At 76.6% G+C, this 23,569-nt stretch carries 22 protein-coding genes and 1 pseudogene; 22 read left to right on the plus strand and 1 reads right to left on the minus strand.

What is annotated here, in order from left to right:
- The first annotated feature begins 133 nt into the window (after positions 1 to 133).
- The 4 genes from dhaK (at position 134) to MF406_RS06530 (ending at position 3,229) form a co-directional block, all read left to right on the plus strand.
- Positions 134 to 1,135, plus strand: a complete 1,002-nt coding sequence (dhaK, locus tag MF406_RS06515) for a dihydroxyacetone kinase subunit DhaK (RefSeq protein ID WP_242897142.1) — start codon at positions 134 to 136, stop codon at positions 1,133 to 1,135.
- A 147-nt stretch (positions 1,136 to 1,282) separates the two neighbouring features.
- A complete protein-coding gene (gene dhaL / locus MF406_RS06520) occupies positions 1,283 to 1,939 on the plus strand; it encodes a dihydroxyacetone kinase subunit DhaL (RefSeq protein ID WP_242897143.1) in 657 nt (218 codons plus the stop codon).
- On the plus strand, positions 1,936 to 2,748 hold the full coding sequence (gene dhaM, locus MF406_RS06525) for a dihydroxyacetone kinase phosphoryl donor subunit DhaM (protein ID WP_242897144.1): 813 nt from the start codon (positions 1,936 to 1,938) through the stop codon (positions 2,746 to 2,748). The genes dhaL and dhaM overlap by 4 nt, the downstream gene beginning before the upstream one ends.
- 13 nt (positions 2,749 to 2,761) lie before the next feature.
- Positions 2,762 to 3,229, plus strand: a complete 468-nt coding sequence (locus MF406_RS06530; RefSeq protein WP_242897145.1) for a DUF4233 domain-containing protein — start codon at positions 2,762 to 2,764, stop codon at positions 3,227 to 3,229.
- Positions 3,230 to 3,258: 29 nt separating this feature from the next.
- Here the strand turns inward: MF406_RS06530 and map are convergent, their stop codons facing one another.
- Complete coding sequence (gene map / locus MF406_RS06535; protein WP_242897146.1) at positions 3,259 to 4,029, minus strand: type I methionyl aminopeptidase; 771 nt, start codon at positions 4,027 to 4,029, stop codon at positions 3,259 to 3,261.
- A gap of 109 nt (positions 4,030 to 4,138) precedes the next feature.
- Between map and ndk the strand changes: the two genes are divergently transcribed.
- The 18 genes and pseudogenes from ndk to MF406_RS06620 all read left to right on the plus strand — a co-directional run bounded on the left by ndk (position 4,139) and on the right by MF406_RS06620 (position 23,381).
- Complete coding sequence (gene ndk, locus MF406_RS06540) at positions 4,139 to 4,582, plus strand: nucleoside-diphosphate kinase (RefSeq protein ID WP_242897147.1); 444 nt, start codon at positions 4,139 to 4,141, stop codon at positions 4,580 to 4,582.
- 128 nt (positions 4,583 to 4,710) lie between these two features.
- Positions 4,711 to 8,370 carry a chromosome segregation SMC family protein gene (locus MF406_RS06545; protein WP_242897148.1) on the plus strand — a complete coding sequence of 1,220 codons (3,660 nt, stop codon included), beginning with the start codon at positions 4,711 to 4,713 and terminating at the stop codon, positions 8,368 to 8,370.
- Positions 8,371 to 8,498: 128 nt separating this feature from the next.
- A complete protein-coding gene (locus MF406_RS06550) occupies positions 8,499 to 8,801 on the plus strand; it encodes a hypothetical protein (RefSeq protein WP_242897149.1) in 303 nt (100 codons plus the stop codon).
- 114 nt (positions 8,802 to 8,915) lie between these two features.
- Entirely contained in the window at positions 8,916 to 10,106 is a 1,191-nt protein-coding gene (gene ftsY, locus MF406_RS06555; RefSeq protein ID WP_242897150.1) for a signal recognition particle-docking protein FtsY, read from the plus strand.
- 206 nt (positions 10,107 to 10,312) lie between these two features.
- Positions 10,313 to 11,644 (plus strand): ammonium transporter, encoded by a 1,332-nt coding sequence (locus MF406_RS06560; RefSeq protein ID WP_242897151.1) that lies wholly within the window; start codon positions 10,313 to 10,315, stop codon positions 11,642 to 11,644.
- Entirely contained in the window at positions 11,641 to 11,979 is a 339-nt protein-coding gene (locus MF406_RS06565) for a P-II family nitrogen regulator (RefSeq protein WP_242897152.1), read from the plus strand. The genes MF406_RS06560 and MF406_RS06565 overlap by 4 nt, the downstream gene beginning before the upstream one ends.
- 297 nt (positions 11,980 to 12,276) lie before the next feature.
- Positions 12,277 to 13,833, plus strand: a complete 1,557-nt coding sequence (gene ffh / locus MF406_RS06570; RefSeq protein ID WP_242897153.1) for a signal recognition particle protein — start codon at positions 12,277 to 12,279, stop codon at positions 13,831 to 13,833.
- A gap of 21 nt (positions 13,834 to 13,854) precedes the next feature.
- Positions 13,855 to 14,949, plus strand: coding sequence for an amidohydrolase family protein (locus MF406_RS06575; protein WP_242897154.1), 1,095 nt, complete (start codon positions 13,855 to 13,857; stop codon positions 14,947 to 14,949).
- Positions 14,950 to 15,201: 252 nt separating this feature from the next.
- Entirely contained in the window at positions 15,202 to 17,040 is a 1,839-nt protein-coding gene (gene nhaA / locus MF406_RS06580; RefSeq protein WP_242897155.1) for a Na+/H+ antiporter NhaA, read from the plus strand.
- Between the two features lie 247 nt (positions 17,041 to 17,287).
- Entirely contained in the window at positions 17,288 to 17,731 is a 444-nt protein-coding gene (rpsP, locus tag MF406_RS06585) for a 30S ribosomal protein S16 (RefSeq protein WP_242897156.1), read from the plus strand.
- A 1-nt stretch (position 17,732) separates the two neighbouring features.
- Positions 17,733 to 17,972 carry an RNA-binding protein gene (locus MF406_RS06590; RefSeq protein ID WP_242897157.1) on the plus strand — a complete coding sequence of 80 codons (240 nt, stop codon included), beginning with the start codon at positions 17,733 to 17,735 and terminating at the stop codon, positions 17,970 to 17,972.
- A 59-nt stretch (positions 17,973 to 18,031) separates the two neighbouring features.
- Positions 18,032 to 18,715, plus strand: a complete 684-nt coding sequence (rimM, locus tag MF406_RS06595; RefSeq protein ID WP_242897158.1) for a ribosome maturation factor RimM — start codon at positions 18,032 to 18,034, stop codon at positions 18,713 to 18,715.
- 1 nt (position 18,716) lies between these two features.
- Positions 18,717 to 19,526 (plus strand): annotated as a pseudogene (gene trmD, locus MF406_RS19055) (tRNA (guanosine(37)-N1)-methyltransferase TrmD); the annotation flags it as partial.
- A 63-nt stretch (positions 19,527 to 19,589) separates the two neighbouring features.
- A complete protein-coding gene (locus MF406_RS19060; protein ID WP_371744655.1) occupies positions 19,590 to 20,075 on the plus strand; it encodes a GNAT family N-acetyltransferase in 486 nt (161 codons plus the stop codon).
- A gap of 284 nt (positions 20,076 to 20,359) precedes the next feature.
- Positions 20,360 to 20,716 (plus strand): 50S ribosomal protein L19, encoded by a 357-nt coding sequence (gene rplS / locus MF406_RS06605; RefSeq protein ID WP_242897160.1) that lies wholly within the window; start codon positions 20,360 to 20,362, stop codon positions 20,714 to 20,716.
- Positions 20,717 to 20,845: 129 nt separating this feature from the next.
- Complete coding sequence (lepB, locus tag MF406_RS06610; protein ID WP_242897161.1) at positions 20,846 to 21,949, plus strand: signal peptidase I; 1,104 nt, start codon at positions 20,846 to 20,848, stop codon at positions 21,947 to 21,949.
- Positions 21,946 to 23,082 (plus strand): ribonuclease HII, encoded by a 1,137-nt coding sequence (locus MF406_RS06615; protein WP_371744619.1) that lies wholly within the window; start codon positions 21,946 to 21,948, stop codon positions 23,080 to 23,082. The genes lepB and MF406_RS06615 overlap by 4 nt, the downstream gene beginning before the upstream one ends.
- Entirely contained in the window at positions 23,079 to 23,381 is a 303-nt protein-coding gene (locus MF406_RS06620) for a DUF2469 domain-containing protein (protein WP_242897162.1), read from the plus strand. Before MF406_RS06615 ends, MF406_RS06620 begins: the two co-directional genes overlap by 4 nt.
- Positions 23,382 to 23,569 lie beyond the last annotated feature (188 nt).

Here is a 23,569-nt window from a genome sequence, read left to right on the forward strand (position 1 = left end):
CTGCACGTCCGTGCCCGGCCGGGCGCCGTCGGCGGGAATCGGTCCCCGGCGGTGGCGGCCCGAGCGCCTCAGGCGCAAGGATGACGGACGGGGCCCGGTGGCGGGCCCGTCGGACCAACCGAAGGAGTCGTCGGTGAAGAAGCTGATCAACGACCCGCAGAACGTCGTCGCGGAGTCCATGCGCGGGTTCGGCCTGGCCTACCCCGACCTCGTCCGGGTCAACGCCGACCCGCTGTTCGCCTGTCGGGCGGGCGGGGCGGTCGCCGGCAAGGTGGGCCTGGTCTCCGGCGGCGGCAGCGGGCACGAGCCGCTGCACGCCGGGTACGTCGGCATCGGCATGCTGGACGCCGCGGTCCCCGGCGCGATGTTCACCTCGCCCACCCCCGACCCCATCCTCGAGGCGACCAAGGCTGCCGACGGCGGCGCCGGCGTCGTGCACATCGTGAAGAACTACACCGGGGACGTGCTGAACTTCGAGACCGCCGCCGAGCTGGCCGAGGCCGAGGACATCACGGTGCGGGCCGTCGTCGTCAACGACGACGTGGCGGTGGAGGACTCGCTGTACACCGCCGGCCGGCGCGGGGTGGCCGGCACCGTGCTCGTGGAGAAGATCGCCGGCGCCGCCGCCGAGCGCGGGGACGACGTGGACGCCGTCGCCGCCGTAGCCCAGAAGGTGGTCGACAACGTCCGGTCCATGGGGGTGGCGCTGACCGCCTGCACCGTCCCGCACGCCGGCAAGCCGTCCTTCGACCTGGGCGAGGACGAGATCGAGATCGGCATCGGCATCCACGGCGAGCCGGGCCGGCACCGCATCCCGATGGCCCCCGCCGACGAGATCACCGAGCGGCTCCTCGACCCCGTCCTGGACGACCTGGGCGTGGAGGCCGGGGAGGAGGTGCTGCTCCTGGTCAACGGCATGGGCGGGACGCCGCTGTCGGAGCTGTACGTCGTCTTCGGGCACGCCCACGACGTGCTCGTCGGCCGCGGGCTGAGCGTGGCCCGGTCCCTGGTCGGCAACTACATCACCGCCCTGGAGATGCAGGGCGCCTCGATCACCGTGCTGCGCCTGGACGCCGAGCTGCGCGAGCTGTGGGACGCTCCGGTGTGCACCCCGGCGCTGCGGAAGGGGATGTGAGCCCCGGACGTGAGCCGGGTCCGGCGGCGACGGACACCGCCGGCCACGCCGGGTAGGGCCGCCGCCCAGACCGGCCGACCGCGGCCGGTCCCGCCGGCCACCGCTGCCCCCGACCAGGGGACGGCCCCGCACCAAGAAGGAGGACGGATGAGCGCCACGCTGGGCGCCCCCTGGGCGCTGGACTGGATGGCCCGCGCCGCGAAGGTCATCGCCGAGAACCGGATCGAGCTCATCGAGCTGGACCGGGCGATCGGCGACGGCGACCACGGCGAGAACCTCGACCGGGGGTTCACCGCGGTGACGGCCAAGCTCGACGGCGCCAGCCCGGCCACGCCCGGGGAGGTGCTCAAGACCGTCGCCACCACCCTGATGTCCAGCGTCGGCGGGGCCGCCGGCCCGCTGTACGGCACGGCCTTCCTGCGCGGGTCGAAGGTGGCCGACGGCGACCTCGACGGCGCCGCCGTGGCGGCCCTGCTGGAGGCCGGCCTGACGGGCATCAAGGCCCGCGGCAAGGCCGAGCCCGGGGAGAAGACGATGGTCGACGCCTGGAGCCGGGCGGCCGAGGCGGCCCGGGCCGCCGCGGACGGCGGCGCTGACCCGGCCACGGTGCTGCGGGCGGCCGCCGAGGCCGCCGTTGCCGGCTCGGACGCCACCGTCGACATGGTGGCCACCAAGGGCCGGGCCAGCTACCTCGGCGAACGCTCGGCGGGGCACCGGGACCCCGGTGCGCAGTCCTCCGCGCTGCTGCTGCAGGCCGCCGCCGAGGCCGCCGAGGCGGCGGCCGGGTCCGGGGGCGCCGGATGAGCGTCCGGACCGGCATCGTCGTCGTCTCCCACTCCGCCCGGCTCGCCGAGGGCCTGGTGGAGGTCGCCGCCCAGATGGCGCCGGACGTGGCCCTGCGCGCCGCCGGCGGCACCGACGAGGGCGGGATCGGCACCAGCTTCGCCAAGGTCGAGGCCGCCGTCGAGGAGCTCGCCGGCGCCGGAGAGGTGGTGGTGGTGACGGACCTCGGCTCGGCCACCATGACGGCGGAGTCCGTGCTGGAGACGCTCGACGACGCCACCGCCGTCCTCGCCGACGGCCCGCTCGTGGAGGGCACCGTCGCCGGGGCGGTGGCCGCCCAGGGCGGCGCCGACGCCGCGGCGGTGGCCCGGGCGGTCGGCGAGGCGGCAGGCAGCTTCCGGGCTGCGGGGACTGCGGGTGCTCCCGACGGTGGGGGAGCGGGGGACGCGGACACCGCGGGCAGCGGAGCCGATGGCGGCGCCGTCGGGGACAGCGACACCGGCGCCGGCGGCAGTGGCGCCGGTGCCGAGGACACCGACGCCGACACCGAAGACCGCGCCGCCGGGGACGGGACCGCCGTCGAGGCGACGCTGCGGCTGACCAACAAGGTCGGGCTGCACGCCCGGCCGGCCGCCCTCCTCGCCCGCCTCGTTGGCGGGTTCGACGCCGAGGTGACCGTCAACGACGTCGACGCCGACAGCGTTCTGGCCCTGATGGGTCTGGGCCTGGAGCAGGGCGACGAGATGCGGGTCCGCGCCAGCGGCGCCGAGGCGGCCCAGGCGGTGTCCGCCGTGCGGCAGGCGGTGGCCGAGGGCTTCGGCGAGGAGTAGGTAGCCTGCTGCCGTGAGCAGCCAGCCCGACGGTCCCGCGGAGCCCCGCCCACCGGCGTCGGCCGAGCCCCGTCAGCCGGTGTCGGCCGAGCCCCGCCCGCCCGGTTCGGCCCGGCGGATGTTCGCCTCCACCGTCCTGGTCAGCGAGCTGCTCGTGGTCGGCTTCGCCACCCTCGTCGCGCACGGCCTGCGCCTGGCCGACCTGGGCCTGGTCTGGGCCGCCGGCGGCGCCGTCATGGCCGTCTGCGCCGTCGCCGCCGCGCTGCTGCGCACCCGGGCCGGGTACCTGCTGGGCTGGGCGGTCCAGGCGCTCCTCATCGCCACCGGCGTCGCGGTGCCGATGATGTTCGCCGTCGGGATCATCTTCGCGATCCTGTGGGCGGCGAGCATGACCATCGGCGCCCGGATCGACCGCGAGCGGCAGGAGCGCTACGCCGCCGAGGTGGCGCACTACCGGTCGGGGGCCGCGGCCGCCGGCTGAGCGCCGCGGACCGTCAGGACCAGTGGCCGTCAGGACGGGCGGGCGGTCAGCACCAGCGGACCTTCCTCCGTGATCGCGACGGTGTGCTCGCTGTGCGCGCCGCGCGAGCCGTCGGCGCTGCGCAGGGTCCACCCGTCGGGGTCGGTGTAGATCTCGTCGGTGCCCACCAGGAACCACGGCTCGAGCGCGACGACCAGCCCCGGCCGGAGCCGGTAGCCCCGGCCCGGGCGCCCGTCGTTGGGCACGTGCGGGTCCTCGTGCATGGCCCGGCCGACCCCGTGCCCGCCGAACTGGGTGTTGACGCGGAAGCCCTCCGCCCGGGCCACCTCGCCGATCGCGGCGGAGATGTCCCCGAGCGTGCTCCCCACCTGCGCCGCGGCGATCGCCCGCTCCAGCGCCCGCTCGGTCGCGGCGATCAGGCGCCGGTCCTCCTCCCGCTGCCGGCCGACGACGATGCTCACCGCCGAGTCCGCGACCCACCCGTCGACGCTCGCGGCGAAGTCCAGGGACAGCAGGTCGCCGTCGCGCAGCGCGTACCCGCTCGGCAGCCCGTGGAGGACGGCGTCGTTGACCGAGGTGCACAGCACGTGGCCGAACGGGCTCGCGCCAAAGGAGGGGTGGTAGTCGAGGTAGGACGACTCGGCGCCGGCGTCGCGGATCATGCGGTGCGCGAGGGCGTCGAGGTCGAGCAGGGTGACGCCCACCTCCGCGGCGTCGCGCAGCGCCGTCAGCACCTCGGCCACGAACGCCCCGGCGGGACGCATCGCCGCCACCTCTGCCGATGTCTTGAGCTCGATCACGGACCCAGGCTATGGCGTCCCCCGGCCCCGCCCGGCAGCCGGCCGGCGCGGACCCGGACCCGGGTCGGGGGCGGCGGACGGCGGACCGCGACCGGTAGTCTCGCTGCACGTGACCACATCAACGCCCCCGGCCGCCGTCGAGCGCACCCTCGTCCTGATCAAGCCCGACGGCGTCGCCCGCGGCCTGACCGGGGAGGTGCTGCGGCGCATCGAGGCCAAGGGCTACCGCCTGGCGGCGCTGGACCTGCGCACCGCCGGCGCCGACCTGCTCGCCCAGCACTACGCCGAGCACGAGGGCAAGCCCTTCTACCAGCCGCTGATGGACTTCATGAGCTCGGGGCCGGTGGTCGCCGCGGTCGTCGAGGGCCAGCGGGTGATCGAGGGCTTCCGCGCCCTCGCCGGCGCCACCGACCCCACCACCGCCGCCCCCGGCACCATCCGCGGGGACCTGGGCCGGGACTGGGGCACCACGGTGGTGCAGAACCTCGTGCACGGCTCGGACTCCGCCGCGTCCGCGGCCCGCGAGATCGGGCTGTGGTTCCCCGGGCGGTGACGCCGCTCGGCGCGCCCCGGCACGGGACCGGGGCCCGGGCGGGCTGCGCCGGGGTCCGCCGACACGCCGTGACACGGGTTGTGGACAGCCCGGCCGGCCGCGCGGATGGCGGCCCGTAGGCTTCCGCCGTGCACCTGAAGACGCTGACGCTGCGGGGATTCAAGTCCTTCGCGTCCGCGACGACCCTCCGGCTGGAGCCGGGGATCACCTGCGTCGTCGGGCCCAACGGCTCGGGCAAGTCCAACGTCGTCGACGCGCTGGCCTGGGTGATGGGGGAGCAGGGCGCCAAGACCCTCCGCGGCGGCTCGATGGCCGACGTCATCTTCGCCGGCACCTCCGCCCGGGCCCCGCTCGGCCGCGCCGAGGTCTCCCTCACCATCGACAACACCGACGGCGTCCTGCCCATCGAGTACACCGAGGTGACCATCTCGCGGACCATGTTCCGCTCCGGCGGCTCGGAGTACGCCATCAACGGCACGCCCTGCCGCCTGCTCGACATCCAGGAGCTCCTCTCGGACACCGGCATGGGCCGGGAGATGCACGTCATCGTCGGCCAGGGCCGGCTGGACTCCGTGCTCCAGGCCACCGCCGAGGACCGCCGCGGCTTCATCGAGGAGGCCGCGGGCGTCCTGAAGCACCGGCGCCGCAAGGAGAAGGCGCTGCGCAAGCTCGAGGCGATGGCCGCCAACCTCGCCCGGGTCACCGACCTCACCGCGGAGATCCGCCGCCAGCTCGGGCCGCTCGCCCGCCAGGCCGACGTCGCCCGCCGCGCCCAGGTGGTCCAGGCCGACCTGCGCGACGCCCGCGCCCGCCTGCTCGCCGACGACCTCGTCCAGCTCACCGCCACCCTGGCCCGGGACGAGGCCGACGAGACCGCGCTGCGGGCCCGGCGCGCCGAGGTCGAGGCCGCCCAGGACGCCGCCCGCGCCCGGCTCGCCGCGCTGGAGCAGGCCGCCGCCGCGGCGGCGCCCCGCCTCGGCGAGGCCACCGACGTCTGGTACCAGCTCTCCGGCCTGCGGGAACGGCTGCGGGCCCTGGCCGAGGTGGCCGCCGAGCGGTGCCGCCACCTCGGCACCCCCGAGCCCGCCGCCGAGGGCCGGGACCCCGACGAGCTCGCCGCCCGGGCGGCCGCCGTCGCCGAGCAGGAGGCGGCGCTGGCCGCGGACCTCGACGCCGCCCGGGAGACGCTCGCCGCCGCCGTCGCCGAGCGCACCGCCGCCGAGGACGCCGAGCGGGAGGCCGAACGGGCGCTGGCCGCCGTGCACAGGGGGGTGGCGGACCGCCGGGAGGGCCTGGCCCGGCTGACCGGGCAGGTCGGGGCGCGGCGCTCCCGGCTGGAGGCCGCCGAGGCCGAGCTGGGCCGGCTCCGGGAGACCGCCGCGGCCGCCGAGGAGCGGGCCCGGCGGGCCCGGGCCGAGTTCGCCGCCCTGGAGCAGCAGGTCGCCGGGGACGAGGAGGGCGAGGAGGGGCTGGACGAGGCGCACGAGGCCGCAACGGCCGAGCTCGCCGACGCCGAGGCGGCCCTCGCCGCGCTGCACGAGGAGGAGCGGGCGGCCGAGGCCGCGCGGACGACCGCCGGCGCCCGCCGGGACGCCCTCGCGCTGTCGCTGCGCCGCAAGGACGGCACCGGAGCTCTGCTGGCCGCCGGGCTGCCCGGGGTGCTGGGCCCGGTGCCGGAGCGGATCACCGTCGCGCCGGGCTGGGAGAACGCGGTGGCCGCGGCGCTCGGCCCGGCCGCCGACGCCGCGGTCGTGGAGTCGGTGGGCAGCGCCGTCGACGCCCTGCGGCACGCCCGGGACACCGAAGCGGGGCAGGTGCGGGTGGTCGTGGCCGGGCCGGGGACGGGCGACGGTGAGGACGGTGCCGGTGCCGGTGGGGCTGCCGGCGACGCCGACGCCGACGCCGGCCTCACCGACGCCCACGCGCCGCAGGCGCTGCCCGCCGACGGCGACGCGCCGCAGGCGCTGCCCGCCGACGCCCAGCCAGCCGCGACGCTCGTCACCGCCGACGACCCCGCCCTACGCGCCACGCTGCACCGGCTGCTCGCCGACGTCGTCGTCGTGGAAGACCTGACGGCCGCCCGCCGGGTGCTCGCCGCCGCCCCGTGCCGCACCGCCGTCACCCGCGCCGGGGACCTGCTCTCCACCGTGCACGGCGTCGGTGGCGCCACCGGGGCGCCGAGCGTGCTGGAGCTGCAGGCCGCCCACGAGGAGGCGGCCGGTGAGGTCGAGGCCGCCACCGCCCGGCTGGAGCGGACCCGGTTCGCCCTCGGCCCAGCCCGGGAGCGGGTGAGCGCGGCGCAGGAGCGCGCCGCCGCCACGCTCGACGCCCTGCACACCTCCGACGCCCGGTTGGCCGCCGTCGCCGAGCAGCTCGGCCGGCTCGGCCAGACGCTGCGCGCGGCCGAGGCGGAGGTCGAGCGCGCCGGTCCGGCGATCGCCCGGGTGGAGGCCGAGATCGCTGAGCACGGCGCCGAGCTCGCTGCCCTCGCCGAGCGGCTCGAGGTCGCCCGGCGCGAGCCCGCCGACGCCGAGGCCGACCTGGCGAGTGCGACCGCGGAGCGGACCGCGCGGACCGAGGTCGCCCGCGCCGCCCGCACCGCCGAGACCGACGCCCGCCTCGCCCTGCGCACCCTGGAGGAGCAGGCGAAGTCCCTCGCCGGCCGGGCGGCCTCCCTCCGGGCGGCCGCCGACGCCGAGCGTGCGGCCCGCCGCCGGGCCGCCGAGCGGGAGGCCCGCCGGGCCGCCCAGGCCGCCGTCGCCCAGGAGGTCCGCACCGGCGCGGAACGGGCCGCGGCCGCCATCGAGGAGTCCGTGGCCGCGGCCGCCGCCGAGCGGGCGGCGGTGGAGGCCGAGCGCGCGGAGCGGGAGGAGGCCATCGCGGCGGTGCGGGCGGAGCTGGCGGAGGCCGCCGAGGCGCTGGCCCGGCTCACCGACGCCGCGCACCGGGACGAGGTCGCCCGGGCCGAGCAGCGGCTGCGGATCAGCCAGCTCCAGGAGCGGGCGGTGGCCGAGCTCGGGCTGGACCCCGAGGTGCTGGTCGACGAGTTCGGCCCGGACCGCCCGGTCCCCGCCGCCCCGCCGGCCGACGGCGAGGAGGCCCCGCTGCCGCGGCCCTACGTCCGGGACGAGCAGGTCAAGCGGCTGCGGGCCGCCGAGCGGGACCTGGGTCGCCTGGGCAAGGTCAACCCGCTCGCCCTGGAGGAGCACGCCGCGCTGGCCGAGCGGCACAAGTTCCTCACCGACCAGCTCGCCGACCTGAAGAAGTCCCGCGCCGACCTGCTCCAGATCGTCAAGGAGGTCGACGACCGCGTCGAGCAGGTGTTCAGCGAGGCCTACCGGGACACGGCGCGGGAGTTCGAGGGGGTCTTCGCCCGGCTCTTCCCCGGCGGCGAGGGCCGGCTGGTCCTCACCGACCCCGACGACATGCTCACCACCGGCGTCGAGATCGAGGCCCGCCCGGCCGGGAAGAAGGTCAAGCGGCTCTCGCTGCTCTCCGGCGGGGAGCGGTCGCTGACCGCCACCGCCCTGCTCGTGGCGATCTTCAAGGCCCGGCCGAGCCCGTTCTACGTCATGGACGAGGTCGAGGCCGCGCTCGACGACGTCAACCTGGGCCGCCTGCTGGACATCTTCACCGAGCTGCGCAAGGACTCCCAGCTCATCGTCATCACCCACCAGAAGCGCACGATGGAGATCGCCGACGCCCTCTACGGGGTGACCATGCGCGGGGACGGGGTCACCACGGTGATCTCCCAGCGGCTGGCACGGGAGCGGGAGCCGGTGGCCTGACGGCGACGGGGCCGCCGGCGGGCTGGCGAGGACCGAGGCGCCTGGTCGTGGTGAAACTCACCCCGACCAGGCGCGCCGGCACCGCCCGGTGCTTGGCCACCCGTCCCTCAGCCCCTGATACTTGGCACATGACCGGGGCCATCGTCGCGCTGCTGCTGGCCGCCCTCGTCGCGGCCGGTGTCCTGCTCATGCCGCTGGCCGACAGCCGGCCCGAGGGCGGGTGGAAGGCCTGGTTCCGGGAGAGCCTGACCGCCTGGCGCAGCAAGGAGCTGCGGGCCGCCGAGCCGCAGGACAGCGGGACCACGGAGGTGCGCGAGGCCGGCATCGAGGACCTCTTCGACCTCGGCCAGCCGGTGCAGGAACCGGCCTACACCCGGCCCGAGGAGATCGTCGCGCGCCTCGAGCAGGCCCGGGCGAGCACCCGCCGCTGACCCGCCGCTGACCGCCTGGTCACGCAGGAGGCCTGGCCGCCGGGCTGCGGCCGGAACGGCGCCCAGTGCTGGCCGGCCTCGCCCCGCACCGCCGCCCTGGGCCAGACTGGGCGGGTGAACGACCTGACCTGGATCCTCATCGTCGCCGGGCTGCTGCTGCTCGTCGTCATCGTCGCCGGCGCCGTCGCCCTGACCTCCGGCCGCCGCCGCCGCGGCCCGAGCGCCCCCCTGCCGCCGGTGGACGTCAGCCCCTACGAGCCGGACCAGGCCGAACCGGCCGGCGCGACCGCCGTCGAGACGCTGCCCCGGCCCGAGCCCGAGCCCGAGGCGCCGGCCGAGCCGGTGTCCACCCCCACCCTGGAGCGGCCCGCACCGGTGGCCGGCCGGATGCAGCGGCTGCGGGCCCGCCTGGCCCGGTCCGGCACACTCGGCCAGAGCCTGCTGTCCATCCTCTCCCGCGGGGAGCTCAGCGAGACGGACTGGGAGGAGATCGAGGAGACCCTGCTCCTCGCCGACGTCGGCATCGGCCCCACCACCGAACTGATGGACACCCTGCGCACCCGGACCAAGGTGCTCGGCACCACCGACGCCGAGACCGTCCGCGGCGTGCTCCGCGAGGAGCTGCTGCAGCTCGTCGACCCCACCATGGACCGCGCGCTGCGGCTCGGGCCCGTCCTGGGCGACGACGGCGAGCCGCACCCGGCGACGGTGCTGGTCGTCGGGGTCAACGGCACGGGCAAGACCACCACGGTCGGCAAGCTCGCCCGGGTGCTGGTGGCCGAGGACCACGACGTCGTCCTCGGCGCCGCCGACACCTTCCGCGCCGCCGCCGCCGACCAGCTCAGCACCTGGGGCCAGCGGGTGGGGGTGCCGGTGGTCCGCTCCGACCGCGAGGGCGCCGACCCCGCCTCGGTCGCCTTCGACGCCGTGCGGCACGGCCGGGAGAGCGGCGCCGACGTCGTCCTCGTCGACACCGCCGGACGGCTGCAGAACAAGGCTGACCTGATGGACGAGCTGGGCAAGATCAAGCGGGTGATGTCCCGGCAGGCGCCGGTGACCGAGGTGCTGCTGGTCCTGGACGCCACCACCGGCCAGAACGGCCTGCGCCAGGCCCAGGTCTTCGCCGACGTCGTCGACATCACCGGGATCGTGCTCACCAAGCTCGACGGCACCGCCAAGGGTGGCATCGTCGTGGCCGTCCAGCGCGAGCTCGGCGTGCCGGTGAAGTTCGTCGGCCTGGGCGAGGGGCCAGACGACCTGGCCCCGTTCGAGCCCGCGGAGTTCGTCGACGCGCTGCTGTCCTGACCCCGGGTCCGGGGCCGCCCGGCAGCTGCCGCGGAGCCCAGCGAGCGCCGCGTCTCACCTGCTGAGCCAGGCGGCGGGCCGTCACGAGATCGTCACCGGGGCCGCCGGCCCGTCACGCGCCGTTAACACCGCGGTGCGGCCACCGAAACGTGCGGCCAGGACCGTTGTCCCCGCAGCCAGCCGCCCGCGCTGGCGAGGGAGGAACAATGGACCTGGACACCGGAGCCACCGCGTGGATGCTGATGGCGGCGTCCCTCGTGCTCCTCATGACCCCCGGGCTGGCGCTGTTCTACGGCGGCATGACCCGGTCCAAGTCGACGCTGAACATGATGATGATGTCCTTCGGGGCGATGGCCGTCATCGGCGTCGTCTACGTGTTGTGGGGCTGGTCGATGTCCTACGGCTCCGACATCGCCGGCGTCGTCGGCAACCCGCTGGAGCACTTCGGCCTCGCCGGGACCATCTACGACGGCGACGGCAACTTCCTGATCGACGACTACGGCGTCCCGGCCGTCGTCGGCGTCGCCTTCCAGTCGACGTTCGCGATCATCACCACCGCGCTCATCTCCGGCGCCATCGCGGACCGGACGAAGTTCTCCACCTGGATGGTCTTCGTCGCCATCTGGGTCACCCTCGGGTACTTCCCGATGGCGCACATGGTGTGGGGCGGCGGGCTGCTCGGCCCCGAGGGCCCGCTCGCCTCCCTCGCCGCGCCGATCGACTTCGCCGGCGGCACGGTCGTGCACATCAACGCCGGCGTCGCCGGGCTCGTCCTCGCCCTCGTCGTCGGCCGCCGCAAGGGCTTCCGGGAGCAGCAGATGCGGCCGCACAGCCTGCCGCTGACCATGCTCGGCGCGGCCCTGCTGTGGTTCGGCTGGTTCGGGTTCAACGCCGGCTCGGCGTTCACCGCCGACGGCGTGGCCGGTCTGGCGTGGGTGAACACCACCACCGCGACCGCCGCGGCGGTCCTGGGCTGGCTGGCCACCGAGAAGCTCCGGCACGGGCGCGCCACCTCCCTGGGCGCCGCCTCGGGCGTCGTCGCCGGCCTGGTCGCTATCACCCCCGCGGCCGCGACGGTCAGCCCGCTCGGGGCGATCCTGCTCGGCGCCGTCGCCGGCGCGGCGTGCGCGCTCGCGGTCGGCCTGAAGTACCGGCTGGGCTTCGACGACTCCCTCGACGTCGTCGGCGTCCACCTGGTCGGCGGGCTCGTCGGCACCGTCCTGATCGGCTTCCTGAGCACCGACACCGGCCTGTTCTACGGCGGCGGCATCGCCCAGCTCGTGGTCCAGGCGGCCATCGCCGTCGCCGCGATGCTGTTCTCCGCCGTGGTGACCGCCGTCATCGCGCTCGCCCTGCGGGCGACCATGGGCTGGCGGGTGCCGGAGCCGGTGGAGGTGGACGGGATCGACCTCGCCGAGCACGGGGAGAGCGCGTACGAGAGCCTGGCAGGCCGCATGATTGAGGCAACACCGGCGGCCCCGCCCTCCCCGGCGGCGCCGACCGACCCGACCGCCCGCCGCATGGAGGCAGACGCATGAAGCTCGTGACCGCGATCGTCCAGCCGCACCGGCTCGACGACGTCAAGAACGCCCTGGAGGCCGCTGGCGTGAAGGGCATGACCGTCTCGGAGGCCAACGGGTTCGGCCGCCAGCACGGCCACACCGAGGTCTACCGCGGCGCGGAGTACACCATCGAGCTCGTGCCCAAGGTCCGGGTGGAGGTCGTGACGGACGACCTCGACGCCCCGGCCGTCGTCGACGCGATCGTCGGTGCCGCGCACTCCGGGCGGATCGGTGACGGCAAGGTCTGGACGGTGCCGGTGGAGGACGTCGTCCGGGTCCGCACCGGCGAGCGCGGCCGCGAGGCGGTGTGACCCCGGCGCGTACCTGAGCGGAGCCGACCGGGCCCGGCGCAGCCACCGAGCTGCGCCGGGCCCGGTCGCGTCCGGTGCCCCGGCCCGCCGGCGCCCGCGCCGGCGGCACCTCGGGCCCGGCGCCGTACGCCGGTGGCACCTCGGTCCCGTCGCCGGACGCCGGCGCAACCTCGGCCACCGGCGCCGGACGCCGGCGCAACCTCGGCCACCGGCGCCCGCACCCGTCCACCTTCCCCCCGGTCGCCGTCGTGCGGGCATTACCCTGGCACCAGATCCACCCGCCGACCCGAGGTAGTCATGTTCGCCAACCTGTCCGACCGGCTCACCGCCTCCTTCAAGCAGCTGCGGAGCCGGGGACGCCTGTCCGAGGCCGACGTCGACGCCACCGTGGCCGAGATCCGCCGGGCGCTGCTCGAGGCCGACGTCGCCCTGCCGGTGGTGCGCTCCTTCACCGCCAACGTGCGGGAGAAGGCGCGGGCCGCCGCGGCCTCCGCCGCCCTCAACCCGGCTCAGCAGGTCATCAAGATCGTCAACGACGAGCTCGTCGAGATCCTCGGCGGGCAGGCCCGCGACCTGCACTTCGCCAAGCACCTGCCGACCGTCATCATGCTCGCCGGCCTCCAGGGCTCCGGGAAGACCACCCTGGCCGGCAAGCTCGGCCGGTGGCTGCGCGAGCAGGGCCACACCCCCCTCCTCGTCGCCGCCGACCTCCAGCGACCCAACGCCGTCACCCAGCTGCAGGTGGTGGGGGAGCGGGCCGGGGTGCCGGTCTGGGCACCCGAGCCGGGCAACGGGGTGGGCGACCCCGTCGCGGTGGCCCGCTCCGGCGTCGCCGAGGCCCGGACCCGTCAGCACTCCGTCGTCGTCGTCGACACTGCCGGGCGCCTCGGGGTGGACGCGGAGATGATGCAGCAGGCCGCCGACATCCGCGACGCCACCGACCCCGACGAGATCCTCTTCGTCCTCGACGCCATGATCGGCCAGGACGCCGTCACCACCGCCAACGCCTTCGCCGAGGGGGTCGGGTTCACCGGCGTGGTCCTGACCAAGCTCGACGGCGACGCCCGCGGCGGCGCGGCGCTGTCGGTGCGCGGGGTGACCGGGCGGCCGGTGCTGTTCGCCTCCACCGGGGAGAAGCTCACCGACTTCGAGCGCTTCCACGCCGACCGGATGGCCTCCCGCATCCTCGACATGGGCGACGTCCTCACCCTCATCGAGCAGGCCGAGCGGACCTTCGACGCCGCCCAGGCCGAGGAGATGGCCGCCAAGCTCGCCGGCGACGGCGACTTCACCCTCGCCGACTTCCTCGCCCAGCTCGCCCAGGTCCGGAAGATGGGCTCGATGAAGAAGATGCTCGGCATGCTGCCGGGCATGGGCCAGATGCGCGAGCAGCTGGAGAGCTTCGACGAGCGCGAGGTCGACCGGGTCGAGGCGATCGTGCACTCCATGACCCCGGCCGAGCGGGCCAACCCCAAGATCCTCAACGGCTCGCGCCGCCAGCGCATCGCCCGCGGCTCGGGCACCACCGTCGCCGACGTCAACGGGCTGGTGGAGCGGTTCGAGCAGGCCAAGACGATGATGCGGCAGATGGCCCGCGGCGGCGGGCGGGGCGGCGTCCCCGGCATGGGGATGATGCCGGGCGGCGGGAAGAAGTCCAAGGGCCGGATGGCGCCCCCGCCGAAGGCCAAGAAGGGCAAGAGCGGCAACCCGGCCAAGCGCCGGCAGCAGGAGCTCCAGGCCGCCCAGCGCGCCAGCGCGCCCGCGCCGGCCGGGTCCGCCTTCGGCCTCGGCGACCAGGGCGGGCAGGCGGACGAGGTGCCGGACCTGGACGAGCTGGCCAAGTACCTGCGGTAGCGGCCGGCGCCCGCTGACGCCATGGCCGAGGTCCTCCACCTGACCGGCACGGTCGTCGTCGACGACCGCACCGAGCTCGACGAGCTCTGGGTCGCAGGTGGGCGCATCGCGCTCGCCCCGCCGGCCGGCACGACGGCGGTCCGCACCCTCTCCGGCTGGGTCCTGCCCGGCCTCGTCGACGTCCACTGCCACATCGGCCTGGGCCCCGACGGCGCGGTCACGGTCGCGGAGGCCCTGGTGCAGGGCACGGCCGACCGCGACGCCGGCACCCTGCTGGTCCGCGACGCCGGCTCGCCGATGGACAACCGCTGGGTCCACGACCGCCCGGAGATGCCGCGCCTGATCCGCGCCGGCCGTCACCTCGCCCGGCCGAAGCGGTACCTGCGCCACTACGGCCGGGAGCTGGACGCCGTCGCCGAGCTGCCCGGCGCCGTCGCCGAGGAGGCCCGGTCCGGGGACGGGTGGGTGAAGATCGTCGCGGACTGGATCGACCGCTCGCTCGGCGCCGACGCCGACCTGACGCCCCTGTGGCCGCCGGACGTCCTCGCCGACGCCGTCGCCGCCGCCCACGAGAACGGCGCCCGGGTCACCGCCCACACCTTCGCCCGGGAGGCGGTGGGCCCGCTGCTCGACGCCGGGATCGACGGGATCGAGCACGGCACCGGGATGGACGCCGACCACATCGCCGAGGCGGCCCGGCGCGGCATCCCGGTCACGCCCACCCTGCTGCAGGTCGACCGGTTCGCCGACCTCGCCGGCCAGGCCGGGCGGAAGTACCCCCGCTACGCGGCCCGGATGCGGCAGATGCACGCCCGCCGGCACCAGCACGTGCGCGACCTGCACGCCGCCGGCGTCCCGCTGCTCATGGGCTCCGACGCCGGCGGCACCATCGCGCACGGCTCGCTGCCCGCCGAGCTCGCCGCGGTCGCCCGGGCCGGCGTCCCGGCCCCGGACGTCGTGGCCGCCGCCAGCTGGCGCGCCCGGGCCTTCCTCGGCGCGGCCGGGATCGCCGACGGCGCGAGCGCCGACCTCGTCGTCTACGACGCCGACCCGCGGGCGGACGTCACCGTGCTGGCCCGGCCGGCCGCCGTCGTGCTGCGCGGGCGGCTCTGCTGACCCCAGCCGCCACCGGCGCCTGCCTCCCGCGGGCAGGAGACGGAACGACGGCGGACTGACGCCCGGCCCATGGCGGGCCGAGACCGGGTGGACGGCGGACTGACGCCGGGCCCACGGCCGGGGCCGGACCGACGCTCGGCCGACGGCGACCGGGCGCCCGCTGGCAGCACCGTCGGCGCCTGGTTACCGTTCCCCCAGCGCGGTCGCGCGACGACGGCGGACGGCCGGCCCCGGACCGCAGGGGGGAGCCCGATGACCCCGCCGTCCCGCCGTGCGATGCTGCACCGCCTCCTCGACTCCGACTCCACGGCCGCCGGGGCGCTGACCCTGGCCACCCTGGTCGCCCTCGTGTGGGCCAACGTGGGGGAGAGCTACGCGACGTTCTGGTCCACCGAGGCCGGGGTGCGGGTCGGGAGCTTCGAGCTGTCGATGACGCTGCAGCGGTGGGTCAGCGAGGGGTTGATGACCTTCTTCTTCTTCTCCGTCGGGCTGGACGTGCGCCGCGAGTTCGCCCTGGGCGAGCTCCGCGACCGCACCCGCGCCGTGCTGCCGGTGTGCGCGGCCGTCGGCGGCATGGTGGTCCCGGCGGCGGTCTTCCTGCTCATCAACGGCGGCGGCCCGGCCGCCGGCGCCTGGGGCGTGGTGATCTCCTCCGACACCGCCTTTGCCCTCGGCATGCTGGCCCTGGTCGGCCCCGCCCACGCCCCGCGGCTGCGGGTCTTCCTGCTGACCCTCGCCGTGGTCGACGACATCGGCGCCCTGACCGTCATCGCGGTCTTCTACACCCAGGACCTGGCGCCGGCCTACCTCCTCCTCGCCGCCGCTGGCCTCGCCGCCGTCTGGGTGCTGCAGCGCACCGACCGCTGGCAGGTGGCCCCGTACCTCCTCGTCGGTGCGGTCACCTGGTGGGCCGTGTACCGCTCCGGCGTGCACGCCACCCTCGCCGGGGTGCTCATCGCCCTGCTCATGCCGGTCCACCCAACCCGGCTGGACGACGTCGACGTCGCCTCCCGGGTCGTGCACCTCTTCCGGCAGGCCCCCCGGGCGCGCACTGCCCGGCTGGCGCGGCGCAGCATCGACCGGTCGGTCCCGCTGAACCAGCGCCTGACCGAGAAGATGGCCCGGTCCGTCAACTACCTCGTGGTCCCGGTCTTCGCCCTGGCCAACGCCGGGGTGTCGCTGTCCGGCGGCACCCTCGCCGCCGCCCTGACGTCGCCGCTGACCTGGGGCGTGGTCGTGGCGCTGGTGGGCGGGAAGTTCGTCGGGGTGACCGGCGGCGCCACGCTCGTGCGCCGCCTCGTGCCCGCCGCCCGCGTCCCCGGGCTGGACGGCCCGCGCATCGCCGGGGTCGGTGCCCTGTCCGGGATCGGCTTCACCATCTCCCTGCTCGTGGTCAACCTCGCCCTGGACGACCCCGCGCTCCAGGACCAGGCCCGGGTCGGGGTCCTGCTCGCCGCCCTCCTCGCCCTGCTGGCCGCCTGGGCGATCTTCGCCGTCGGCTCGCGCCGCCGGGCGCTCCCGGAGCCCGCCGGCCAGCGTCTGCCCCGCGAGGTCGACCCCGCCCGGGACCACATCCGCGGGCCGGTCGACGCGCCCGCGACCCTGGTGGTCTACGCCGCCCTCGACCACGCCTACCGCACCCGGACGGCCGAGGTCGAGCGGGAGGTCCTCGACCGCGGGGCGGGACGGGTGCGCCTGGTCCTGCGCCACCACACCACGACGGACGAGGACCTGGTGCGCGCCCTGGGTCTGGAGGCGGCCGGCCGGCAGGGCGCGTTCTGGGAGATGCACGACGCCGTCGTCGGCCTCCGCGAGGACGCCACCGCCGAGGACCTGTGCATGCTGGCTGCGCGGCAGGACCTGGACGTGACCGCGTTCCGGCGCGACCTGCGCACCTCCGCCCACCTCGGCCGGGTCGAGGACGACAACCTCGACGCGAGCGCAGCGGAGCTGCCCCGCACCGCCGTCTTCTACGTCAACGGCCACCGGCTGGAGGGTCCCCCGGACTCCTTCTACATCAGCCGGGCCCTGGCGGGCACGGCCGCCGCCGCCGAGGCGGTGCCGCCGCCGGAGGTGCCGCCGCCCGGCTGAGCGGGGCCGGCGGGGGGACCCGTCGGCGACGCCGGGTGGTCGCGCCCGTCGCCCCGCGCCCCGGCGTGGCCGGTCCCACGCCGGCCCCGGTTCCGGCCGGGCCGGCCGGTCTGGCAGAATGACCCGCTGTACTCAGCCCGGGCGGCCCCTCTCACCGGCCGGTGCTGCGTCCTGCGACCAACCGAGACGCCGACACCCACCGGGGTCCTGCGCGGTCCACCCCCACGAAACCAGGAGTGACCACCTAGTGGCAGTCAAGATCCGTCTCAAGCGTCTGGGTAAGATCCGGGCGCCGTACTACCGCGTCGTCGTCATGGACTCCCGCACCCGGCGGGACGGCCGGGCGATCGAGGAGATCGGCAAGTACCACCCCACCGAGGAGCCCTCGCTCATCGAGATCGACTCCGAGCGCGCGCAGTACTGGCTCTCGGTGGGCGCCCAGCCCACCGAGCAGGTCGCCGCGCTGCTGAAGGTCACCGGCGACTGGCAGCGGCACAAGGGCCTGCCCGGCGCCGAGGGCACGCTGCGGACCAAGGACACCGGGGCCGGCACGGAGGCCACGGCCGCCGCGGTGCGGGCCGCCGAGGAGGAGGCCGAGCGGCGCAAGGCCCGGGCCGCCGAGGCCCAGGCCGCCGAGACCGCCGCGGCGCCCGCCGCCGAGCCCGCCGGGGCCGCGCCCGAGGACGCCTGAGTTGCTCGCCGACGCCCTCGAGCACCTGGTGCGGGGCATCGTCGACCACCCCGACGACGTGCGCGTCACCGCCCGGTCGCTGCGCCGCGGGGAGCTGCTCGAGGTCCGGGTCCACCCCGACGACCTCGGCCGGGTGATCGGCCGCGCCGGCCGCACCGCCCGCGCCCTGCGCACGGTCATCGGCGGGCTGTCGACCACCGGCCCGGTCCGGGTCGACGTCGTCGACACCGACCGGCGCTGACCCACCACGGCCCGGCCCGCCCACCGGCGGGCCGGGCCGGCGCCTGCGAAGGAGCCTGCGTGCTGCTCACCGTCGCCGTCGTCGGCGCCCCGCACGGCCTGAAGGGGGAGGTCCGGCTGGACCTGCGCACCGACGACCCCGCCCGCCGCCTCGCCGTCGGGAACGTCCTGGAGACCGACCCCGCCGACGCGGGGCCGCTGACCCTGACCCGCACCCGGCAGGCCCAGGGCGTCACCTATGCCGTCTTCGCCGAGGCCCGCGACCGCACCGCGGCGGAGTCGCTGCGTGGGGTGCGGCTGGTGGTGGAGTCGGACGAGGACGACGACGCCGGCGAGGAGGGCTGGTACGCCCACGAGCTGCGCGGCCTGGCCGTGACCCACGTCGACGGCCGGGACCTCGGCGTCGTCACCGACCTGGAGACCCTGCCCGGGCACGACGTCCTCGTCGTCGCCGAGCCCGACGGCGCCACCGCCCGGGTGCCGTTCGTCGCCGCCCTGGTCCCGGCGGTGGACGTCGACGCCGGCGTCGTCACCGTCGACCCGCCCCGCGGCCTGTTCGCCGCCGACCCGGCCGAGGAGGACGAGGACGACGACGGCGCCGCGGCGGACGAGACGGCCGCCGGCTCCGCGGCGGACGGGGCGGAGGCGCGCCCGCCCGCGGAGGACGAGACGAGCACCGTCGGCCCGGCCGCCGTCGGCGGGCAGGACGAGACGGCCGACGGCGACCCGACCGGGACCCGCTGACGTGCGCATCGACGTCGTCACCATCTTCCCCGCCTACCTCGCCCCCCTCGACCTGTCCCTGGTGGGCAAGGCCCGCCGGGACGGGCGGCTGGACCTGCGCGTGCACGACCTGCGCGCCTGGACCACCGACCGGCACCGCACCGTGGACGACACCCCGTTCGGCGGCGGCGCCGGGATGGTCATGCGCCCGGACGTGTGGGGCCGGGCGCTCGACGACGTCCTGCCCGCCGCCGGGACCCCCGGCCGGCACGTGCTGGTCGTCCCCACCCCGGGCGGGGAGCGGCTGACCCAGGCCCGGGTCCAGGACCTCGCCGCCGCCGACCAGCTCGTCATCGCCTGCGGGCGCTACGAGGGCATCGACGCGCGGGTGGCCGAGCACTACGCCGCGACCGGCCGGGAGGTGCTCGAGCTCTCCCTCGGCGACTACGTCCTCAACGGCGGGGAGGCCGCCGCCCTGGTCCTGGTCGAGGCCGTCGCCCGCCTGCTGCCCGGGGTCCTCGGCAACCCCGCCTCGCTGGTGGAGGAGTCCCACGCCGCCGGGCTGCTGGAGTACCCGGTCTACACCAAGCCGCCGGTCTGGGCCGGCCTGGCCGTCCCCGAGGTGCTGACCTCCGGCCACCACGGCCAGGTCGGCCGGTGGCGCCGGGACCAGGCGCTGGCCCGCACCGCCACCCGCCGGCCGGACCTGCTCGCCGCCCTCGACCCCGCCGCGCTGGACCGGGCGGACCGCGCGGTCCTCGCCCCGCACGGCTGGTACGTCCCGGCCGGGGCGCCCGCCCCCGTCCCGGTCCGGGTGCGGCCGGCCCGCGACGACGACGCCGCCGCCCTGGCCGAGCTGGCCGCCGCCACCTTCCCGCTGGCCTGCCCGCCGCACATGCCCGCCGCGGACGTGGCCGCCTTCGTCGCCGACCACCTCACCACCGAGCACATGGCCGCCTACCTCGCCGACGACGCCCGCTACCTCCTGCACGTCGCCGACGCCGAGGGAGAGCTCGTGGGCTACACCCTCACCGTGCTGCCGCGCGCTGCCGACGAGCCGCCCGCGGCCGCCGACGTCGCCGCCGCCGTCACCGCCCGGCCCGCCGCCGAGCTCAGCAAGTGCTACCTGCTCCCGCCCTACCAGGGCACCGGCCTCGCCGCCGCGCTGGTGGAGACGGCCGCCGCCGCGGCGGCGGCCACCACCGTGGCGGGGGAGCCGGTCGCCGTGCTGTGGCTGGGCACCAACCGGGCCAACCGGCGCGCCCAGCGCAGCTACGCCCGCCAGGGGTTCACCGTGGTGGGCACCCGACGGTTCCGGGTCGGCGGCTCGCTCGAGGAGGACGTGGTCATGGCCCGGCCGCTGACGACGGGCCAGGAGTAGCCGCCGCGGCGGTGCCCGGCGGGGGAGCGTCGCCGGCCCGTCCTGCCCGCACCCGTCGTCGGAAGGCCCGCCGCCGCAGTGCCGCAGGCCACACCCGATCGGGGTCACCCCGGTCGAGGCGCCGGGACCGCTGTGGCAGAATGGCACGGCCGCGCGCCGAGACGATGCCCACGGGTCCTGCCACAGGGGGACCGCCGGGGCGGGCGTGTACCGAACCTCCACGGAGCAGCGCACGCTGCCCAGAACCAGCCCGTGACCTGTGGCACGAGCGGGAAGAGACCACCATGCAGACCCTGGACTTCGTCGACACCGCCTCGCTGCGGGACGACATCCCCGACTTCCGCCCCGGCGACACCATCAAGGTCAACGTCAAGGTCGTCGAGGGCAACCGGTCCCGCATCCAGGCGTTCCAGGGCGTCGTGATCGCCCGCTCCGGCGGCGGCGTGCGCGAGACCTTCAAGGTCCGCAAGATCAGCTTCGGCGTCGGCGTCGAGCGCACCTTCCCGGTGCACTCCCCGTCCATCGACTCCGTCGAGGTCGTCACCCGCGGCGACGTGCGCCGCGCGAAGCTGTACTACCTGCGCGAGCTCCGCGGCAAGAAGGCCAAGATCAAGGAGAAGCGGGACACCACCGCCCGGTGACCCACCCGCCGGCTGCCCGGCCCGCACCCGCGGGCCGGGCAGCGGCGTGAACGGGACGGGTATGGTCGTCCCACGGCCGCGTCGGGTGCGCCGGCCCGGTCAGGAGCGCACCGGACGAGGGGACCGAAGGTGACCAGCGAGAGCGCCGGAGCGGCGGAACGGCGGGTCGGGCAGCAGCGGCCCGGGCCCCGGGACGGGTCGGTAGGCCAGGAGCGGCCGCCGGCGCAGGAGGCGGCCCACGGGCCGGCCCGCCCCGCCGACCAGGTACCTCCCGCCGGTCCCGGACATGCCAGGCCCGCCGGCCACGACGGCGCCGGCCAGGCACCGGCCGGGCCCGGCGCCCAGACACCCCCGGCCGGCCCCGGCGGCCACGGACGCCCGGCCGGGCCCGCCGACCGGTCGGCACCGATGCCGCCGAGCTTCCCCCCGGCCGAGCCCGGCCCCGGCCCCGGTCCCGGCACCGCGCCCGCGCGTCGCCCGGGCCGCGGCACCGACCACCCCCGCAGCGCCGGCGCCGCACCCGCCGGTCGGGCCGGTCGCCGGGGGAAGGACGCGCGCCCGCGCCGGGGCGGCTGGTTCCGCGAGACCTTCACCGTCCTGGTCAGCGCGCTCGTCCTGTCGGTCCTGATCAAGACCTTCCTCGCCCAGGCCTTCTACATCCCCTCCGGCTCGATGGAGGACACCCTCGAGCTCGGCGACCGGGTCATGGTCAACAAGCTGGCGCCCAACCCCTTCGACCTCCAGCGCGGCGACGTCGTCGTGTTCGTCGACCCCGACGGCTGGCTCGGGGAGCTGCCGCCGGACACCCGCCCCGCGTGGCAGCGCACCGTGGCCGAGGTGCTCACCTGGGTCGGGCTGCTCCCGCAAGACGCCGGCCAGCACCTGATCAAGCGGGTCATCGGCCTGGGCGGGGACGAGGTCGCCTGCTGCACCGCCGAGGGCCAGCTCACCGTCAACGGCGAGCCCCTCGAGGAGCCCTACCTCAAGCCCGGCGCGGCGCCCAGCGAGACCGAGTTCGACGTCGTCGTCCCCGCCGACCACGTCTGGGTGATGGGCGACAACCGGTCCAACTCCGCCGACTCCCGCGCCCACCTCGGCGACCCCGGCGGCGGCATGGTGCCGGTGGACGAGATCGTCGGCCGGGCCTTCGTCGTGCTGTGGCCGCTGGACCGCATCGCGCTGCTCAACAACCCCGAGGACACCTTCGCCGGCGTCCCCGACCCCGCGCGATGACCCCGCCCCGCCGGTCCCGCCCGGCCGGGCCGGGCCGGGCCGCCCGCGCGCCGCGCCGCCCCACCCGCTCCCTGGAGCGGGCCCTGCTCGCCGAGCACGGCGCCGGCGCGCTGGTCGCCGGGATGGACGAGGTGGGCCGCGGCGCCCTCGCCGGGCCGGTCAGCGTGGGCGTCGCCGTCGTCGACGCCCGGACCTCCCGGCGGATGCCCCCCGGGCTCGCCGACTCCAAGCAGCTCACCCCCCGGGCCCGGGAGGACCTGGTCGAACCGGTCCGCGCCTGGTGCGCCGCGGCCGCGGTGGGCCACGCCAGCCCCGCCGAGATCGACGCGCACGGCATCATCGCCGCGCTGCGGCTCGCCGGCCGCCGCGCGCTCGCCGAGCTCGCCGCCGCCGGGGTGCTGCCCGCGGTCGTCATCCTCGACGGCTCGCACGACTGGCTCAGCGAGCCCGCCGACCTCCTCGGCCCCCTGGAGGCGGCCGTCCCCGTCCCGGGCACCGACCGCGCCGTCCCCGTGCCGCCGGTGCGCACGCAGGTCAAGGCGGACGCCGGCTGCGCCGTCGTCGCCGCCGCGTCCGTGCTGGCCAAGGTCACCCGGGACCGCCTCATGGTCACCCTGCACGAGGACCACCCCGGCTACGGCTGGGCCGGGAACAAGGGCTACGCCTCGCCCGAGCACGTCGCCGCCCTCGGCGCCCACGGCCCGTGCCCGCTGCACCGCCGGTCCTGGCACCTGCCCGGGACGGCCGACCCGGACGGGGCGGCCGACGAGGCGGCCGAGATCGCCGAGCTGCAGGAGGCCGGGCCCGCGCTGGTGGCCGACGACCCGTGGGCCGAGGAGCACGACAGGCCTCTCGACGCGGTGGCCGGTGACCCGTGGGGCGAGGAGCACGACGGCGCGCCCGACCTGGCCGGCGCCGCGCCCCCTCCCGCCGGCGAGGACGGGCCGGAGGCCGCTGCCGACGGCGAGCCGGACGGTGCTGCCGACGGCGAGCCGGACCGTGTCGCTTGCGGCGAGCCGGACGCCGCGGGCGGTGAGGACGGTGCCGGTTCGGCCGCCGCGGACGCGTCCGGCCGGCCCTCCCTGCGCGTGCTCGCCGGGGCCCACCGCGCCGGGGGCATGATGGACTCGTGAGTGCCGAGGACCTGGAGAACTACGAGACCGAGCTCGAGCTCGACCTGTACCGGGAGTACCGCGACGTCGTCGGGCTCTTCAACTACGTGGTCGAGACCGAACGGCGCTTCTACCTGGCCAACCAGGTCGACGTCCAGGTCCGCTCCACCGGCGGGGAGGTCTTCTTCGAGCTCAGCCTCACCGACGCGTGGGTCTGGGACGTCTACCGCTCCGCCCGGTTCGTGAAGTCGGTGCGGGTGGTCACCTTCAAGGACGTCAACGTCGAAGAGCTCGCCAAGCGCGACCTCGAGCTGCCCTGACCCGCCTGGGAGCCGGTCGACCCGTCCACCACCGCTCGCCGGTGACGCCGCACCCCCGGCCGTCCCACCGGTGACGCCGCATCCCCAGCCGCCCCGTCGCTGACGCCGCACCCCCAGCCATCCCGCCGGTGACGCCGCGCCCCCAGCCCGCCCGGGCCGGCGGGACGTCACCGGCCGCGGCCGGGCAC

The sequence above is a fragment of the Georgenia sp. TF02-10 genome, assembly GCF_022759505.1.
Lineage (GTDB): Bacteria > Actinomycetota > Actinomycetes > Actinomycetales > Actinomycetaceae > TF02-10.